Annotated in this window: 17 protein-coding genes; 5 read left to right on the top strand and 12 right to left on the bottom strand. The window is 58.6% G+C overall.

What is annotated here, in order from left to right; translation table 11 throughout:
* Positions 1 to 4: 4 nt before the first annotated feature.
* The 4 genes from AAFH99_RS09325 to AAFH99_RS09310 all read right to left on the bottom strand — a co-directional run bounded on the left by AAFH99_RS09325 (position 5) and on the right by AAFH99_RS09310 (position 4,078).
* Entirely contained in the window at positions 5 to 1,201 is a 1,197-nt protein-coding gene (locus tag AAFH99_RS09325; protein WP_231491535.1) for a TIGR01620 family protein, read from the bottom strand.
* A complete protein-coding gene (locus AAFH99_RS09320) occupies positions 1,198 to 2,634 on the bottom strand; it encodes a YcjX family protein (protein WP_406827569.1) in 1,437 nt (478 codons plus the stop codon). Before AAFH99_RS09320 ends, AAFH99_RS09325 begins: the two co-directional genes overlap by 4 nt.
* Before the next feature lie 91 nt (positions 2,635 to 2,725).
* Entirely contained in the window at positions 2,726 to 3,529 is an 804-nt protein-coding gene (locus AAFH99_RS09315; protein WP_043316787.1) for a GIN domain-containing protein, read from the bottom strand.
* A gap of 129 nt (positions 3,530 to 3,658) precedes the next feature.
* Positions 3,659 to 4,078, bottom strand: a complete 420-nt coding sequence (locus tag AAFH99_RS09310; RefSeq protein WP_043316792.1) for an HIT family protein — start codon at positions 4,076 to 4,078, stop codon at positions 3,659 to 3,661.
* A 433-nt stretch (positions 4,079 to 4,511) separates the two neighbouring features.
* Here AAFH99_RS09310 and AAFH99_RS09305 point away from each other — a divergent pair, with 433 nt between their 5' ends.
* The 3 genes from AAFH99_RS09305 to tcdA all read left to right on the top strand — a co-directional run bounded on the left by AAFH99_RS09305 (position 4,512) and on the right by tcdA (position 6,507).
* On the top strand, positions 4,512 to 4,943 hold the full coding sequence (locus tag AAFH99_RS09305; RefSeq protein WP_051686948.1) for a hypothetical protein: 432 nt from the start codon (positions 4,512 to 4,514) through the stop codon (positions 4,941 to 4,943).
* Positions 4,944 to 5,116: 173 nt separating this feature from the next.
* On the top strand, positions 5,117 to 5,581 hold the full coding sequence (locus AAFH99_RS09300; protein ID WP_043316795.1) for a peptidylprolyl isomerase: 465 nt from the start codon (positions 5,117 to 5,119) through the stop codon (positions 5,579 to 5,581).
* Between the two features lie 95 nt (positions 5,582 to 5,676).
* Positions 5,677 to 6,507 carry a tRNA cyclic N6-threonylcarbamoyladenosine(37) synthase TcdA gene (tcdA, locus tag AAFH99_RS09295; protein ID WP_406827568.1) on the top strand — a complete coding sequence of 277 codons (831 nt, stop codon included), beginning with the start codon at positions 5,677 to 5,679 and terminating at the stop codon, positions 6,505 to 6,507.
* Positions 6,508 to 6,515: 8 nt separating this feature from the next.
* Here the strand turns inward: tcdA and AAFH99_RS09290 are convergent, their stop codons facing one another.
* The 6 genes from AAFH99_RS09290 to AAFH99_RS09265 all read right to left on the bottom strand — a co-directional run bounded on the left by AAFH99_RS09290 (position 6,516) and on the right by AAFH99_RS09265 (position 13,450).
* A complete protein-coding gene (locus AAFH99_RS09290) occupies positions 6,516 to 8,186 on the bottom strand; it encodes an aminotransferase class V-fold PLP-dependent enzyme (RefSeq protein WP_043316798.1) in 1,671 nt (556 codons plus the stop codon).
* 6 nt (positions 8,187 to 8,192) lie between these two features.
* Positions 8,193 to 8,987 carry a TatD family hydrolase gene (locus AAFH99_RS09285; RefSeq protein ID WP_406827567.1) on the bottom strand — a complete coding sequence of 265 codons (795 nt, stop codon included), beginning with the start codon at positions 8,985 to 8,987 and terminating at the stop codon, positions 8,193 to 8,195.
* 145 nt (positions 8,988 to 9,132) lie between these two features.
* Positions 9,133 to 10,008, bottom strand: a complete 876-nt coding sequence (locus tag AAFH99_RS09280) for an SDR family NAD(P)-dependent oxidoreductase (protein WP_406827566.1) — start codon at positions 10,006 to 10,008, stop codon at positions 9,133 to 9,135.
* Entirely contained in the window at positions 10,005 to 11,024 is a 1,020-nt protein-coding gene (locus tag AAFH99_RS09275; protein WP_081847929.1) for an SDR family oxidoreductase, read from the bottom strand. The genes AAFH99_RS09280 and AAFH99_RS09275 overlap by 4 nt, the downstream gene beginning before the upstream one ends.
* A 97-nt stretch (positions 11,025 to 11,121) precedes the next feature.
* Complete coding sequence (locus AAFH99_RS09270; protein WP_231491537.1) at positions 11,122 to 12,090, bottom strand: bile acid:sodium symporter family protein; 969 nt, start codon at positions 12,088 to 12,090, stop codon at positions 11,122 to 11,124.
* 13 nt (positions 12,091 to 12,103) lie between these two features.
* Entirely contained in the window at positions 12,104 to 13,450 is a 1,347-nt protein-coding gene (locus AAFH99_RS09265) for a flavin-containing monooxygenase (protein ID WP_406827565.1), read from the bottom strand.
* A 158-nt stretch (positions 13,451 to 13,608) separates the two neighbouring features.
* On the opposite strand from AAFH99_RS09265, the gene AAFH99_RS09260 reads away from it, so the two are divergent.
* Both AAFH99_RS09260 and AAFH99_RS09255 read left to right on the top strand, forming a co-directional pair.
* The gene (locus AAFH99_RS09260; RefSeq protein WP_043318156.1) at positions 13,609 to 14,598 is read left to right on the top strand and encodes an AraC family transcriptional regulator; all 990 of its coding nucleotides are present in this window, start codon (positions 13,609 to 13,611) and stop codon (positions 14,596 to 14,598) included.
* A 71-nt stretch (positions 14,599 to 14,669) separates the two neighbouring features.
* Positions 14,670 to 16,160 carry a helicase HerA-like domain-containing protein gene (locus tag AAFH99_RS09255; RefSeq protein WP_051686949.1) on the top strand — a complete coding sequence of 497 codons (1,491 nt, stop codon included), beginning with the start codon at positions 14,670 to 14,672 and terminating at the stop codon, positions 16,158 to 16,160.
* On the opposite strand, the gene AAFH99_RS09250 is transcribed toward AAFH99_RS09255, so the two are convergent.
* Together AAFH99_RS09250 and AAFH99_RS09245 are read right to left on the bottom strand one after the other, a co-directional pair.
* Entirely contained in the window at positions 16,129 to 17,100 is a 972-nt protein-coding gene (locus AAFH99_RS09250; RefSeq protein ID WP_081847930.1) for a DUF3445 domain-containing protein, read from the bottom strand. The two genes, AAFH99_RS09255 and AAFH99_RS09250, sit on opposite strands and share 32 nt — an antisense overlap.
* Positions 17,101 to 17,179: 79 nt before the next feature.
* On the bottom strand, positions 17,180 to 17,704 hold the full coding sequence (locus AAFH99_RS09245; protein ID WP_043316806.1) for a hypothetical protein: 525 nt from the start codon (positions 17,702 to 17,704) through the stop codon (positions 17,180 to 17,182).
* Between the last annotated feature and the right edge of the window lie 79 nt (positions 17,705 to 17,783).

Raw genomic sequence — 17,783 nt, 5'->3', positions numbered from 1 at the left:
GCGATCACCCCCCTTCCTTCCCTGTTTGGCGAGCCACCGGCTCGCGCTCGCCCGCCCCCTTTGCCATCTCGGCCACTAAGATATCTGGCACCCCCCCTGGGTCGCGCCCCAGAAGCCGCTCCTTGAGGCTGGCGGCGATTCTGCGCGTGAGTGCTCCGAGTCTCGGACGCTGCTTTTCGGAAAACGGGATCGGCCGACAACTGTGCACCGCGGCGAGGCCAATACGCGCCATAAACAGGCTCGCCCCCATGCCCTGCCCCAACCGCGCAGACACGGTACTCAACATACTATCGCCCACCAGCTCCGGCCACAGCTCACTCACGGCATATTCGCTCGCGCCGCTATAGGCCACCAGCGCCAGTATTTTCTTAAACAGTCGCCAGCGCACCACGATGGAAGGGCGCACGCCATAAATCTGGGCAACATCGTCGATCATGCGCATGGATTGACGCAGCGCCACCAGAACATCCAGCGTCGTGAAAGGGCTCAACCCTACAAGAGCACCCGTGGTAGTGGCATGCCGCACGATACGTCGCAATGCCTCCTGATCCAGCGCCTCAAAAAAGTTGAGTTCCAGGTGCTTGAGCAGTTCGCTGTTATCGAAATAATCCGGCGTTTCTTCCTGCACTCTGGCCAAGAGCGCCCCCTGCGGCTTGCCGTCAAACAGCTCCCGCAACTGCTGATTAAGCGGCTCAACCGCATCAGTGGCGCGACTATCGCGCACCTCGGCGGCGAGCTGCTGGGTTTTCTGTAGTTTGCGCAGCGGTTTACCTGCGCGAAAATACTCCCACACCGCACTGGCCATAGTTAGCACCAGCGCGCCAATAATGACCCCAGCCAACAGCCCGAGGCTCCAGTGCATATCGGCTGCCCAGTAGAAAAACTGCCGCAACTCCCAGAACACGGCTCCAAACGTGAGAGCCAGTGCAGCAAGTAGTGCCGGCTTCCACAGGCGCAAGCGGAATACCGGTAGACGCAGCTCGGAAAAGGAAATGGTGTTGGGCAGGGACTCACCGGTTGTGATCGAGCGCGGCAGCTGCTCGGGCTCGTCGGCGAGAGATTCCACCCGGGTACTGGCACGCTCGCGCAGGGCTGGCTCCTCGGCATCCAGATTCTCGATGCGGGTCTGACGTCGGGGCTCATTGCGCCCTCCGGGAGCTTTACCGGCAGGAATGGCGTTATCGTCGGGCAAATCCGTCACACCTTGTCTCCCAGCAGTAGATTCAGTAGCGCATCGATTCGTATATGCGGCATATAGCCCTCCCGCCCGATGCCCAACGGCGGTCGCAACTGCGGGGGCAAGCCACCATTGTAATGTTGCCAGTCAGCTTCCTGCGGCAGGTGGGCGAGGATTTCTGCGTTCTCAAAGCCGAGATAGCGGCCATCCATACCATGCCCCACCAACATGCGCCGCCCGTCGCGCACATTTTCATTTGAACAGCGCACTGCGGCGATGGCCTCGCAATAAAGGGGTAGCCCGCGGTGGCGCGCTCCGGAAAACACCTGCTGCAGCTGCTGCCCCAACAACTGGCGCAATGCGTCGTGATCAGCCGCCAGCACCTGATCCACTTTGGTTGCGGCGAATACAAGCCGGTCGATACGCGGCCGCCACAATTTACGCAACAGGCTATTCCTCCCGTAGCGGAAGGTATCGGCAATATGCCCGAACGCCTTGCGCATATCTTCCAATGCGTCTTCGCCGGCAAACAGTGTTCCGATCAGATCCACCAGTACCAGCTGGCGATCCAGATGACGAAAATGGCTATCTACAAACGGCGCTACCCGGGCCTCCACATATTCCCGGTAACGGGCCTCGAGGACACGGTAATTGCTGTTCTCCGGCAGCGCCGCCAGTTCTGTGGCGTTCTGATGCGCCAGTGCCGGTAGCGGGAAAAATCCATACTCGTCATTGTCGAGCAGCGCCCTACCGGGCTGCAGATAACTCAACCGGGCACTGCCGCGACAGTCACGCAAAAATTGCCGGTAATCCTGCCACAGGCTATCCAGCTCACGGGGATCCGCGGTTGCTTCGGGTACCAGCTTCGCCAGGCGATCCAGTAGCAGCGGTGCCAGTGCGCGACGACTCTCCCCCGCCAGTAAATCGCTCTGGTGCCTGCACCAGGTCGTAAAGTCCATGCGCAGCAACGGCAGATCCATCAGCCATTCGCCCGGATAGTCGCGGAATTCAAGAATCAGCTTCTGTCGGTAGTTGCGCCCGAGGCGGCGGCTCTGTAAGTGCAGGTGCAGTTCCAGGGCGGAGAGGTCGCGGGTCGATTCTGGCCAGCGCGGAGGATTGGCAGTCAGCGCATCTAAGCAGCGTTGATACTCGAACAGGGGTAACCCGGCGTCGACCGCGGGATGGAGCTCGGCGCCAATCAGACGACCATTCAAGGCCGGCGCAAAGCCTGGCAGCTGAGCCCTGTCAGGATGGCTCAACTGATAGATCAAACTGGTGATCAGAGTGGATTTTCCGGCCCCGCTGAGGCCGGTAATGCCAATACACAAACGCTGGTCGAGTAGGCGTTCGGCAGCCCAGTGGGATTTATCCAGCGCCTCCTTTCCCAATCGGCGCAACTGTTTCTTCAAGCCGCGCAAACGGCCGCTGCCGGTACCACCCTGGTTTTCAGAACTCACTCAAACTCCATTTACCCCATTGACCCTATACGCGACGCAAAAACAGCGCTCCAGGTCACAACCGCGCCGGCCACCGACCAGTATCACCACTCTACTCTACAAGCGCGATGTCTCCGGAACCCATCACCGAAAAATTCTCACTGGCCGGGCGCTTGAGCACGATGTCCCCCGACCCCATTACGGTGCCTCCGGCATTGGTAGCCTGCAGATTGCGGCCCACAAAGTCACCAGATCCCATCACAGTGATCTTCAGGTCGGCGACCTTGCCTCCAATAACCATATCCCCGGACCCCTTTATCTGCGCATTCAGCGCCTCACCGATAAAATTGTCCATGCGAACATCGCCCGAGCCTGTCACACCGGTATTCCCCTGCACAGCGAGAATAGTCCCGAGAATGAGGTCGCCGGAGCCGGTAACGTTGGTATTCAGTGACTCTGCCGCCACTTTCGCCACCTGAATCACCCCGGACCCGGTCACGCGTAAATCGAGTTCTGCGCTCTCGAGGGTGGTTGCGGAGGCTTTACCGGAGCCGGTAACACGTAAGGCAGTGATGGTCGGCAATGTAACGCGAAAGGCGATTTCCGGCTCACTGCTGACGGTGACTACACCAAACAGACTTTTGCGGTCAGACTCTACGGATAGAGACAGGGTGTTACCACTGACCTCCGCTCTGGCGTGTTCCAGATCATTTTTCTCCCCGTGAGCGGTCACGGAGAACTCAGGCCCCTGAACCACTTCAAGAGTGGAACCGCCCTTCAGGACAATGGCTGAGAAACCCTCCGCTGCGAAACTGCGGCTCTGTTCCGCGTAGCTACTCGCAGCCCCCGTGAGTAACAGTGGCGCCAACACCAAAGCGGTTAAAAAACGAGCAAAACTTGAAATTCTGGAACCCATGGTCCGATTACCTGTGGTCATTAGCTGATGTATGCGATGGCCCCTGGGGCTGCCACCTCCGTTCATTGCCAGTAGGACGCTACCGCGAAGGGGTTTGGATGCAGCGCAGCAACACCGACCCCGGCGCGATTATTCAGTGCTGTCGCAGTAACCGAGATCCACCAGGGCCTGGCGAATCTTCGCCGCCTCTGCAGCCAGTACTTCAGGTTCAGCCTGTTGCTGTAACGCGAAATCCAGATCGGGGATCTCGTTGATTGGTACCAGGTGGTAATGGGTATGGGGCACTTCCAGACCAGCCACCATCACCCCCACCCGCTTCGGGCTGTACACCTGCTTCTGCGCCTTGGCCACCTTGCCCGCCACGCTCATGAGGTGTGCATTCACCTCCGCGGGCACATCGTCCCAATGATCGATTTCCTCCACCGGAATTACCAGACAGTGGCCGGGTTTGATTGGTGCAATCGTCATGATTGCCACGGCCACGTCGTCGCGCCAGACAAAATGCCCCGGCAGGTCGCCATTGATGATTTGGGTAAAAATACTCGCCATTAAAGAGTCCCGCCTGGATAAAAGTGCTGCAAAGAATGCTGCGAAGTTTACCAGCGGCGATTCCCCTGTCACCAGCCCGACGCTGCGCGCCCCGATATACCACCCATGACACCTGACTCCCACGAGCTAACCGACAACTCGGAAGCCGCCAAAAATGCCGTAAAAATAGACTCCCGAAGCATACCGCGCCGCACTGTTGCGCCCAATTAAACGGGGCCTCAAACACCCGTGGAAGAGTGTGACAATTTCTTGCCATTTAGTTGGCAGTGGTATTTCCATCCCGTAATCTTGCCGCCCATATCGAAGCCGGCAGCCCCAACCTCAGCGAAAGCGGTAAATAACGCTCTCTCAATTGCCTACAAAAGCAAATACTTACAGGAAAAACGGGCGCCTGATAACTCTAGATCGACCGTCTCACAGGGGGATTTCATCCATGCCACAGGTTGTATCAGCAGTACCAGCACTCCGATCGTGCACAGACCACAACGAGCCGCGAATTCAGGCAGAGTGCAGCCTGCTCGACATCATCGGCGGCCGCGCGTTTATTGACCAGCTTGTCGGCGAGTTTTACCAGGCCATCGGCAAGTACCTGTCTGCCGAAGACGCATCCGATCACGCCAAGCAGACGACCCGCCAGGCGCTGTTTCTCAGCCACGCCCTGTCGGAACAGGCAGAGCCGGTTCACAGCGCCCGTGCCAGCTTTCTTGCCCGAGGCCTGAATCCGGCCTTGTTTGAGGCACTCATGGAATATTTTGAGGCACGCCTGCTGGAACTTGGTTTTTCCTCATCCTTCGGGGGGCAACTGGTACGTACCGTGACCGACCTGTACGACCGGAGTGAAACACCGCTGTCAATCGCCTGTTAAGGTACGCTCCGACGCCAACTGCTCCACCCCCCTTTGCCGCCCCCGCCGGCCTCGGTTGCGACCACCGAGGCCGCCCCATACAATGCACCCTCACACAGCCTATATCCCCGTTTGCTTTTCCTACTGTAAGCGGTAAGCGCTACAACTCACGCTCAAGATACAAGAGATTGCCAATGAAAATTGCTAACCACAGTGTTGTGGAGATCAACTACACCCTGAAAGATGCCGAAGGTACCGTGATCGACACATCCGAAGGTGGCCAGCCGCTGAAATACCTGCAGGGCGTAGGAAATATCATCCCCGGGCTAGAGCAGGAAATGCTGGACAAGAGCGCCGGCGACAAGTTCAAGGTTATCGTAGACCCGGAAAATGGCTACGGCCCGCAGAACCCGGAACTGATCCAGACTTTGCCGAAGAGCGCATTCGGAGGTGTGGAAGAGCTGAAAGTTGGTATGGCTTTCCGCGCCCAGAGCACCGAGGGTCAGCCGATCGAAGTTGAGATTATCGATATTGACGGTGACCAGGTAACCATCAACGGCAATCACCCGCTGGCGGGCGTCGAGCTGCACTTTGACATCGAAGTCGTTTCCGTGCGCGAAGCGACCCCGGAAGAAATCGACCACGGCCACGTGCACTGATTCGATCCCCTTCCCACAGGGCGGCTTCTCCGCCCTGTGCCCCCTCCCCTTCGGTTTATTATTCATATCCAATAGTAAGTGGTACCGGAACCCCTATGTCCGACTCTCTGCTCCAGAACAATCTGAGCGACAACTACCTCCAGCGTTTCGGCGGTATTGCAAGGCTTTATGGCACCGATGCCCTGCGGGTTCTGCACGGCGCTCATGTGGTGGTGATCGGAATTGGTGGCGTGGGAAGCTGGACGGCAGAGGCCTTGGCCCGCAGCGGAATCGGCCGAATCACGCTGATCGACCTGGATGATATCTGTATCACCAATACGAACCGGCAAATTCACGCGCTGGAGCACAGCGTAGGGGGAATCAAGGTTTCGGTGATGGCGGAGCGCCTGCGCAGTATCAACCCGGAAATTTCCGTTGCGACCGTCGAGGACTTTATCGCCAGTGATAATTTTGCCGAGCTACTGGCACCGGAACGGGATTCTATCAACCTGGTTATCGACGCTTTCGACAACGCCCGGGTCAAGGCGGCTTTGATTGCCTATTGCAAGGCGCGCAAGCTGCGTTTGATTACCGTCGGCTCGGCGGGCGGTAAACAGGACCCTGCCCAGATCACCTGCGCCGATCTCGGGCGCACGGTCAGCGACCCCATGTTGGCAAAAGTCCGCCAGCACCTGTATCGCTTTCACAATTTCCAGAAGTCCAGCAAACGTCAGTTTGGCGTGGATGCGATCTATTCCAGCGAACCCATGGTATACCCGCAGCCCGATGGTCAGGTGTGCCAGCAGAAAAGCAGCATGCAGAATGGGGTAAAGCTGGATTGCAGCGGCGGCTTCGGGGCCGCCACTATGGTCACAGGCACCTTCGGGTTTGTCGCGGCAGCGAAAGCGATTGACCGGTTACTGCAGCAAGCGCGAAAGGCGGGTTAACTAAAAACTCAGCGCGCACTCATCAAATCAAAAGCGCGCTGTACCAGTGCACGAAACCCATTACCGCGGGATTCACTCAGTTGTTGCGCCAAACCCAACTCATCGAACAGCGTCTGCAACTGCACCGCACTCACATCGCCAGACCGACAGCCCTCTAACTGCGATAACAGTAAAGCCCCCAATCCTTTCACGATGCGGCTATCGCTATCTACGGCGAAGTAATGCCGGTCGCCAACCTGACGATGCACCAACCAGGCACTGGACTCACAGCCCCGCACCAGGTTGTCGGATGTGCGGATGATGTCTTTGCGGTGAATCACCTTGGCCCACCCCATCAGGGTTCGGTAGCGATCCTGCCAATTGCGATGCCTGCGCAGCTGTTCAGCGTCCAGCGTCGAAAGATCGTCCCCTTGCCACTGCGTACTGGATATACCCTCGTCAGGCATTGCGCAAACCGGCTCTTGATCAACATCCAGCTGCTCAAGAAATTCTCGCACCGCGGCAATAAACCGGTCGAGATCCTGTCGTGTGTTGTACGCCGCTATCGAAGCGCGCAAAGTCGCGGTGTGACCAGCGGCCTGCATAAGCGGTTGCGCACAGTGATGTCCTACCCGCACCGCGATATCGCGCCCATCCAGCCACTGCGCCAGGTCAATGGCGGCACACCGGGGGTGAATAAAGCTGACGATGCCGAGATTGCTCTGCGGGCTACTGAGTAACTGCAACTCTGCAATCTGCGACAGCTGTTCGTGTAAGTAACACTGTAACTGCTGTTCGTGCCACGCCATTGCGACGCGGTCCTGCTGTGCCAGAAATGCCATACAGGCACCGAGACCTGCAATCGCCGCCAGTGACGATGTACCCGCCTCGAACTTGTGGGGCAGGTCCGCATAGTCGCTGGACAGCAGATCGACATTGGCGATCATCTCGCCACCCCCCTGCCAGGGGGGAAGTTGCTGCAGCAATTCCTCGCGCCCGAATACCAGACCGATCCCGGTAGGGCCGTAAAACTTATGCGCCGAGCAAACAAAAAAATCGCAACCGATCGCATCCACATCGACCTGGTCGTGCGCGGCCAACTGAGCGCCGTCGAGGACCCAGTACAAATTTCGGCCATCCAGTATCGCTCGCAGCGCCGCCAGGTCAGTGCGAAAACCAAGTGCATTGGAACCCGCCGTCACGGAAACGACCCTGGTGCGCGCAGACAGCACTTCATGCACCCGGTCGAACTGGGGAACACCAGCGATATCCGGCACAAAACGCAGACGCAGCCCGTGCCGCTCAGCCATCATCTGCCAGGGCACCAGGTTGGCATGGTGTTCCGCAGTGGACAGAACAATTTCATCGCCCGCAACCAAGGTGCTGCACAGACTGTTGGCGAGCAGATTCAAGCCTTCGGTCGCACCGCGGGTAAATACAATTTCACGGGGCGAGCGGGCATTCAAAAATCCAGCGGCGGCACGGCGAACGCGCTCTACCATCTCCGTTGCACGGCGCGCGAGCCGGTGACTGGAGCGATGGGTATTGGCATTACTGTGCAGGTAGAAGTCGTGCAATGCCTCAATGACACCGACAGGCTTTTGCGTGGTTGCGGCGTTGTCGAGATAGACCAGCTCCCGATTCTCCTCCTGAGCGAAGAGCGGGAAATATTGTTTGAAACGTTCGGGAGAGAAATACATGTTTGGTTAAATCCCGAAAAGTGCGCGGGCATTGTTTCCCGTCTGGGCAATCACCGTGTCCACCGGAATCCCACGCAACTCCGCCAGTGTTTGCGCAACCGCAGGCAGGTATTCCGGGCTGTTTCTTTCACCCTGGCGCCCCGCATGGGGCATATCCGGCGCATCAGACTCCAGTAGCAACTTGTCCAGCGGTACTTCGGCAAGGGTTTTGCGGGTCTTGGCCGCGCGCTGGTAGGTGATGGTGCCGCCGACACCGAGGGTAAACCCGAGTTTGATATATTCCTCCGCTATCTCGCGACTGCCGGAGAATGCGTGAATGACCCCACCTTTTTGCGGGCGGATGTTTTTCAATACCCGCTGCACTTCTCCGTGACAGCGTACACAGTGAACGATCACTGGCAGCGACAATTCCTGCGCTGCACAAAGTTGCGCCTCGAATACCGGCAACTGCTGGGCGAGGGGCGTATCAATATTGGCATCGAGGCCGCATTCGCCCACCGCAATGCAACGCGACGGCCCGGCTCGCCGCTTGCGCTCATGGGTCACCCGCTCAATCACCGCGCGCCCAACGTCCGACGGCGCCAGCGCAAGTTCAGCAACCCACCAGGGGTGCACCCCCACCGCCCCGAACCAGCCCGGTTCAGAATGCACGAGCGCGAACAGGTTTCGCCACTGGGGAATGCTCACACCGGGAATGATCAACCCCTGCATGCCCAGCGCCTGGCAGCGCGCCCATACCTGTGCGCGGTCAGCCGCGAAGGCGTCAAAATCAAAATGGCAATGGCTATCGAATAGTGCCATCAAGGCCCCCAGGAAACCTCGGACAAGGTGAATTCGCGATATTGAGGGCGTGAATTGTAGGTCGAGCGCGCCGGAAAAGCGACGCGCTCGCAAGGAAAGCTGAGCGTCAAAAGCAGCTACACACAGCCGCTACCGGCTGCAGGCGTCAGACCGCGCTGGACTGGCGCGCCAGCTTGCGCCCCTCTTCCAGCTCTACGCGAAAGTTTTTCACCATCTGGCGCAGGAAGAGACGCGGTGCCAGCTTGTACAGATAGGCACCCAGCAGGGTCTTGTCCCATGGGAACAAGCGCTCTTTGCCGGTAGCCACCGCGTTCAGAATACGTGCTGCCATCCAGTCCGCGGTGCGCACCTGGCCAACGGTACTCTGCGCGTGTTGCGCACGACCACCATCACCGGACAGCGCATTGGCGTCGATGTTGGTGGCGACAAAGCTCGGATACACCATCAACACGGAAATACCGTCTTCCCGGACTTCCTCGCGGAAGGTTTCAAAATACTGATGCAGCGCACTCTTGGCCGCGCAGTATCCTGCACGCCCCAGCACCGGCATCCACCCCGCCATGGAACTGATATTCACCACACAGCCGCCAGCGGCACGCATCGGTGCCAGCAGTCCCTGCGCGAGCTCCACCGGCGCGTGGTAATCCACGGCCATTACCCGGCGAATCACCGCATTACTGGTCTGGGTGGAAAGACTGCGGTGGGTGATACCCGCGTTATTGATCAGCAGATCGACCTGAGGGTAGCGGGCGGCCAGCACCTGACAAAGTTGCGCAACCGATGCTTCGGCAGACAGATCCGCCACCTGCACATCCACCGTGACAACCGACTGGGTTAGCTCTGCCGCGCGCAGCTGCAGCGCTTCGCCATTCATATCCACCAACACCAGACGCAGGGGCGTCCCGCTGTCCTGGGCCCGCGCGGCAAGCTGTTGCACCATGGCCCAGCCGAGCCCGCCCGCGGCTCCGGTAACAACTGCAACCTGATCGCGGTTCACCCGCTTACCACGTAAAAAACTCATGCAGCCTCCCCCTGTCGCTCTTGTGTCTTCACTGCCTCGGCCGGCGTACCTTCAAAACGGGTAACCCGTGCGTCTTCTGCGCTTACCGAAATTCCCAATGCGTTATTGGCGAAATAGGCAAACGCCTCGGCCGAGGTTTTTTGCGGCTGGTAACCAAGCTCTGTTTTCAGGCGGTGATTGAGCAAGACAGGGCGATACTGCAGGAACATCACCTGGGCGGGCTGCACATTGCCAAGACGCAGACTGAAACTGAGTGACAGAATGCATTTCAGCAACCACACCGGTGGGCGCCGCAGTGGCTTCTTCAACAGTCGCGCGATCTCAGCCGGGGTAAGCGCATCGTCACCGGCAAGATTGAAAATACCACAGGCAGTGTGAGTGACTCCGTACTCTATGGCACCGATCACATCCTGGTCCCACACAAACACAAAGGGTGAATTGTGCCCACCGGGGTCGAGAATTCCTCGTCCGGAAAACAGTGCACTGATCTTGCTATTGGTCGTTGCGCCAACAATGGAGCACGGCCGGAATATCAACTGCTTGAGCTGAGGGTGGCGCTGACGATATTCAGCCAGCATCTCCTCTACCAGCCGCTTGTGATCGGAGTAGGCAAATTCTCGATTGCCGCGCAGTGGGTCAGACTCCTGCAGCCAGGCCGGGTTATCTGCATGATAACCGTAGGCCGCGCCGCTACTGGTCAGCGTCAGATGAGAAACACCCGCTTTGACACAGGCCTCCAGCACGTTCCGCGTGCCCTCCACGTCGATCTTGTATTCGCGCGCGCGATCACGCCCGGGCGATACCACAGAAGCCAGGTGCACTACGTGCGTGATGCGCTCTGCGCGCAACAGTTCCGCCAGAGCCGCATCACAGATGTCCATTGCCAGAATGGGAAAGCCGGCGTCACGCTGCACGATATCAATACCCATCACAGACATCTGTTTATTCAGGGACTCCCCCAGAAGACGGCCCACATAACCCGCGGCACCGGTAATCAATACCCGCTTGTCAGTCATTGTTAACTCTTATTTCCCAGGCTGCGACCGATCATCGCAGCGAAATCGATTTTGTTATGGATACCCGTTTTTTATTCGAGATCTGCCACTTTGTGGGTCAAACCGAATCGGGCTGCACGGCCCGCACTTTCTGTTCTTCGAGTCGTTGGCAGCGGTTGTTGGAATAACTCCAGTAACCGGCCAGGCAAAGCCCGGACACCAGGTGCCACACGCCCCAGAAACCGGCGATCACCAACATTTCGCCCGCCTGCGGATAAAAGGTAAACAGGATGGCAAGGGCCAGGCCGGAGTTCTGGATACCTACTTCCATGGTTACGGCACGCCGGTCCCCTACCGGTAAGCGCGCCGCCCGACTAGAAAGATCCCCGATGAGAAATGCCAACGCGTTGTGCACCACCACCAGCACCAGCACGGATCCGGCGATCTGCAAAGCCGTCTGCCAGTGTTTGCTGAAGGAAATAGCCACAAACAGCAGGAATACAAAAAGAGAGGCCGTACGGAAGTAGCGCTCACTACTCTGGGAGAACCGTGGAAAACGCGCACCGACCACCATCCCCACCACCATGGGGACCGCAAGCACCATGACCACGATCAACACCATGTTCTCTGCAGGCAGAGCGATGGCTTGCAGCAGGTCGCGAGTTTGAGGGTTGAGGCTGCCGTAAAGGGCAAAGTTGAACGGGGTCATTACCACCGCGGCGAGACTGGAGATGGCCGTCATGCTTACTGACGTGGCCACATTGGCACGCCCGATCCAGGTCATCACATTGGAAAAGGTACCGCCAGGACAGCAGGACACCAGAATCATTCCCAGCGCCAGTCCCGGGCTGATGTCCAGCGCCCAGGTGGCCGCGCAGGTGACTGCCGGCAGCACCAGGAACTGCGCCACCAGGCCGGTTATTGGCGCCACTGGCCTGCGCAGCACTCGGCGAAAATCCGCGCTGCGCAGTCCGAGGGATACGCCAAACATCATAAACGCTAGGATCGCATTAAGCGCGAGCAGCGCCGCCGGTGACATCTGGAATGTGTCCAGTGAGGTCGAGAAGACAGGGTTCATTTCATTCATGGTCCAGGCGACCTCAGCGGGTCGCCGCAGCGGCACTGGCTACAAAATGATCAGTATCCGCAAACTCATACCCCTTCAGCAAGTCTTCGGTGTGACCGGCCAGTGCTTTCAGGTAAGTGTCCTTGTGCACGTAATAGGCCATGCGCTCCAGGTTCAGGTAATTCATCCCGCCATCTGCGCGGCGCCCGGCCTGGGACCGCTTGATCGCTTTCAGCTTGCGCGCGGATTCGGCGCCGTCCGCCAGCTGGCGGATATACAGGGCCACCATTTCCGCCTGACGGTTGCGCCCTTCCCATCCGAGCCCGGCAGCTTCCACCATTCCCATCAGGAAAAGGTTGTCGTATTCCGGGTGGAAGACATTCAGGTAAAGACGCGGGGCGTAAGACTCCCAGTTCAGGTGCGCGCGATCGATAAACGGATAATGCAGCTTGTAACCGGTCGCCAGCAGGATCATGTCGTACTCGCCAATGCGGCCATCGGTGAAGGTCACCCGGTGGCCGTCCACTGCAGCGATATCCTTGCGCGCCTTGATATCCCCGTGGCCAATGTGGTGGAGGATCAGCGAGTTGATCACCGGATGAGACTCGAACATCTTGTAGTCGGGCTTTGGCAGACCGTATTGCTCGGGAGAGCCCAGCATGAACTTTGACAGAGCGGCACTGATTTTCTGCTGTATGAAGCGCGGCAGCTTGATCTTGCCACCCACAGCATCGGTGGCTTTACCACCAATAAACTTGGGCAGGAAGTAGTACCCGCGGCGCAGGCTGATATCAACACTCCTGGCGCGATGCGCGGCGTCCACCGCAATGTCCGCACCACTATTCCCGCACCCCACCAGCAAAACGCGCTTGCCCTCGAAAATCGCCGGATCGCGGTAATCGGACGAGTGCAGTAGTTCGCCGGCAAATTCACCAGGTAATTGCGGTTTATTGGGGTGATGCAAGGTGCCATTGGCGATCAACAGGCCGCCGAAAACACGGGTCTGCTCTTCGCCCTTACAACGGGTGGTAATACGCCAGTCATCACCTTCACGTGCACAGTGCACCACCTCGGTGTCGAATTCATAGTGGCGATACAGGTCGAATTCCCGCGCGTACGCCCTGAAATAGGCTTTCAGCTCGCTGTGATGGGGGAACAGAGCAACCTCATCGCCCATCGGAAACTCGGCAAACTCCGTCATGCGTTTCGAGGAGATGAGGTGCGCCGACTCGTACATGGTGCTGGTGGGGCTGTCGATGTCCCACAGCCCACCGACGTCGCTGTGAATCTCAAATCCCACACAGGGGATGCCGTGCTTTGCCAGATTCCGTACACTACACAGACCCATGGGGCCCGCGCCAATCACCGCATAGGGCTTCATTATTCTTCTCGCTGTTTTTTCAGTTCATCAACGATGCCTGCTCCGCGCCTTGCCACGCTCTCAGACATACCGTTTGGGATCGAATTTGAATATAACGTGACATCCGGAGAGGCCGTCGTCATAATCGGGCAGTCTCTGGTTAATTTCGGACAGTGAATTTGAATACCGCTGATACTCGAAGCGTCACACTCAGCTACACCCGCGCTATTATTGCCGCCTTGGGGCGCCTGGACCTGGCACTCCCACACAGCGTGCAATCCCTTTTGGCCGCCATTAACGAGGAAGAGCGGGTGCCAATGGAGGTCCAGGAAGAGATATGGCTGGCGGTCCAGGAAGCCATTCCCGACCCCCTTTTAGGTATTCGCCTCGGCCAGGCCATGCAGGGCAGCCAGATGGGGCTGGTCGGCTACCTGCTGATGACCCAGAAAAATCTCGGCGCTGCGATCGATCAGCTGCTTATTTACCATCCGTTACTGGGCGAGGGCGGTCAGTTTGAGCTGCGCCGCAGCAGCTTCTATGTCGAGCTCTGCTACCGCCCCAACTACCTTCGCTGTGCGCGCCTGCGGGTTGAGACAGTCCTCTCTATCTGCCTGGCGCAGGCCCGCGCCATGACCGGTCGCGAGTTCCAGCCCCAGAGTGTACAGTTCGCCTACCCCACCCCCTCCCTCGCGGTGCAGCAGCAGTACCAACAATTGCTGCAGGCCCCGGTACAGTTCAACGCAGAAGTCTCCGCAATCCGCTTGCGCCCGCAGGACCTGGAGACCCCCCTGGTGGCCGCAGATCGCCAGGTCATGGCGCGACTGAAGCCGGAAGCGGATGCCCTGCTCAAGGCGCTGACCAGCAAGAGCCTGCAATTGCGCGTGGCACACCTGCTGCAGCAGGAACCCCAACTTAGCCGCGAGCAGGTGGCCGCACGCCTGTGTATCAGCCCAAGACATCTGGGCCGCAAACTGCTGGAAGAAAATGCCAGTTTTCGCGGGATACAGGATGAAGTGCGCTGTCATTACGCCTGTCAGTGGCTGCGCGAAGGGCAGAAAACCAACGTGGATATTGCCGCGGCCCTCGGCTACTGCGACGAAAGCGCTTTTGGTAAAGCCTTCCGCCGCTGGACTGGGCTCTCCCCCAAGGGATTCAAGGCACAGGAGTAAGCGCTACCGTCACAGCGGGAAAACGCTACAGTTAGGGGGACTTCCCGAAGTACAGCACTCAGGAACCCCTCATGCCACTCCCGTCAGCGCACAATACTGAGTCACCCACAACGCCCATTGTCATCGGTCGGTCCGCCTCCCCGGGCGCCGGAGACGCCCAATCCACCCTGGTGACCCTGTTACCGCAGATGCTGAATCGCCACAGCCTGATTTGCGGCGCTACTGGAACTGGCAAGACAGTTACCCTTCGCTACCTGGTGGAACAGTTAAACCGCCGCAATATCACCACCCTGGTGACAGACCTGAAAGGCGACCTGAGCGGACTCGCCGCCCCCGGCGGCGCCAACAAAAAAGTCGCGGAGCGCCTTCCCCTGTTTGCACTCGATACGCAGTATTTCACTGCCTTCCCGGTAACTCTGTGGGGGCGCAGCGGGCTCCCTCTACGCACCACACCCAGTGAAATGGGGCCTGAGCTGCTGGGCCGCCTGCTCCAGCTCAACGACAATCAGCAGGGATTGCTCCAGATGATTTTTCGCATGGCAGATCGGCAGGGGCTACTGCTACTGGACTGGAAAGACCTAACCGCCCTACTGGACCATGTAGACCAGAACCGCAAGCACCTGACCCTTGAGTACGGCAACATTTCTCCCGCGAGCCTGGGTGCGATCAAACGCAAGCTGCTTGCCCTGGAGCCACTTTCTCCAGATATTAAAGGTGCCGCAAGTCTATTCGGAGAGCCCGCACTGGCCCTCGATGACCTGATGCAGGAAGGACGCATACACCTGCTCGACGCAAGCGATATGCAGCCGGCGGTGTACGGCACTTTATTACTGTGGCTGCTTGCAGAGCTCTATGAGACCCTGCCGGAAACCGGCGACAGTCAGCTGCGCCTGGTGCTGTTCTTTGACGAGGCCCATTTACTGTTCGACGACCTCCCAAAAAGCCAGTGTGATGAGGTGGAGCAGATCGTAAAACTGATCCGTTCGAAAGGGGTGGGCATTGTATTTGTCACCCAGAATCCGCTGGATATCCCGGAAGACATCCTCGCTCAGCTGGGCAACCGCATTCAACACGCCCTGCGCGCCTACACCCCAAATGAGCAACGGGCAGTAAAGGCCGCAGCACGCAGCTTTCGCGCAAACCCAGCCATTGATACTGCCACCGTCATTGGTGAACTCGCCGTAGGCGAGGCACTGGTTTCCGGACTGGACGCTGACGGTGTGCCCCAGCCTGTGGCGCGGACCATCATTCACCCCCCAGCGAGTCGACTCGCTCCGCTCACCGACACGGAAAAGAAAACGCAACGTAAAAACGACCCTTTGCGATCAACGTACGCCAGGAAGCTGGATCGCGAATCCGCCTATGAACAACTACAGCAAAGACGCGAGCAACTAGAGGCTCAAAAAGACCCAATCTCAAAACCCGCCGCGAAAAAAAATGTGGTTAAAAAGCAGAGTCCGCTGGAAAAAAGTGTTAACCGAATGGCAAGCAGTTTCGGACGACAGATCGGTAGGGAATTGATGCGCGGGCTTATGGGAGCCCTGTCCGGTCGCCGGCGTTGATTGAGTAACCGTGTTCGGTAAAGAAGCGCCGCAGTGGTCCTCCCTCCTCCGCCAACAGAGGCGCCAGGGACTTGTAGCGAGTCTCTTCTGGCGACATCCTCAGCACTGCATCCCTCAGGGCAGCAACGCCACCACTGATCAGCAACAGATCCTCCAGTGGGTTGATCGTTACGCGAATGGTAAACACCACCGCACCGGTTGCAGGCAGGCGGCGCAGCGTCTGCCGCTCAATCCGCAGGTATAACCGCCTTGGCTGCCCCATACATGCGGACTTCGAATCGGTAACCTCGCCCGCACGCTGCAACAGTTGCGGGGAATCCACTACCGACCAGTTACTCCGCCACACGGGAAATTCGGGCTTCAAATGATCGAAAAAGCGCGCTACCCGGGCAGACAGTTTTTGCTGAAAGCCCGGTACGGGTCCGTGAATCTGGTCCAGTGGCCGCCCGATTTTTTCCTCGAGGCGCCAGTAACTTGGCGCGGCAAGCGATGCGGCGACCAGCGTATAGCCGTGCTGGCCAGGTTGCAGCAGGCAGATGTCGTCTGCGACCCAGCAGCTGGCACCCCACAGGGGTTCGGCGCTTGCGAGTTGAGGTGCCAGCCCGGGCCAACGTAGTTCACTACCGGCAGCGCACCATCGGAGCACAGAATCCGCCGCGCACAGATAGTTGGTGTGGTCATATATCAGGTGCTGATAGAGCTGCGTAGCCAGCTCCCGCTGAATCGGCAACGATGCCGGCAGTTGGGCGTATACTCTGTCGCCCATCGCGTGGCGAGCGGCAATTTTATTTTGCTGATAGTGCGGAAGAGTACGGCAGGGCAAAACCCAGTGGCGTGGGTCGAGCTTGTTGAGCCCCATATGCACCACATCGGGCACCGTAAGGAAAGGAAGACATGGGGAAGCTGAGGCAAAATCCTGCGCAAAACGCCGCGCAGTCATTTCGCCGACGTCACTACCCGCACAGGCCGGTGCGGGCGATGACGATCCATAAGCCGGCAAAACGGCCAACCGAGAAAACCTAGTGCGTTGCAGCCATTTGCGTATTGCGCGCCTGCTGCAGTGCCGCGAGGTCTTCTACCCAGATAATGTCCGACAAGCGGGTGTTGCGCCCGGTATATTCACGCAGGGCTGCGCTGACCTGCGCCAGATCACCGCTTTCCTCCGCGGTGTGCAGAGGCAGTTCAACCCAGGCCTGCCCATTTTGGTCAATGACACGCTTCACGGATTTGTCTCCGCTCAGTTGGCCATCATCCGCAGAGCTCACGTGGCGATCAATAGCGGAGGACCCGCCCGCCGGTAAATAAATCGTGCCATTGGTAAAGTCCACCGCAAACGCCACGATCCCCGGCAGAATGCCGAACAGTAATGCCGCACCATCGAGAATGACCACCACCGGGTCTACCCGGCCGCCAGTCTGCCCCTTGCGTTCCGGATACAGGAAGTAACCGCAGGCAGTCAGGTTCATCACCATTGTGAGTAGGCAGGTAGCGGCAAGGCCGCGCTTGAGAGATCGCGATGCGGGTCGGTTCGTAGGTCGGGTCATAGTGCAATTTCCTTAACGGGAGCCAGCGGTACATAGCCGGTCAATTCGAATTTCAGATGCCCGCAAGGATACCTGATTT

This window comes from Microbulbifer sp. ARAS458-1, from assembly GCF_045348205.1.
In the GTDB taxonomy this organism is placed as follows: domain Bacteria; phylum Pseudomonadota; class Gammaproteobacteria; order Pseudomonadales; family Cellvibrionaceae; genus Microbulbifer.
This window is presented reverse-complemented; position numbering and strand designations above follow the sequence as displayed.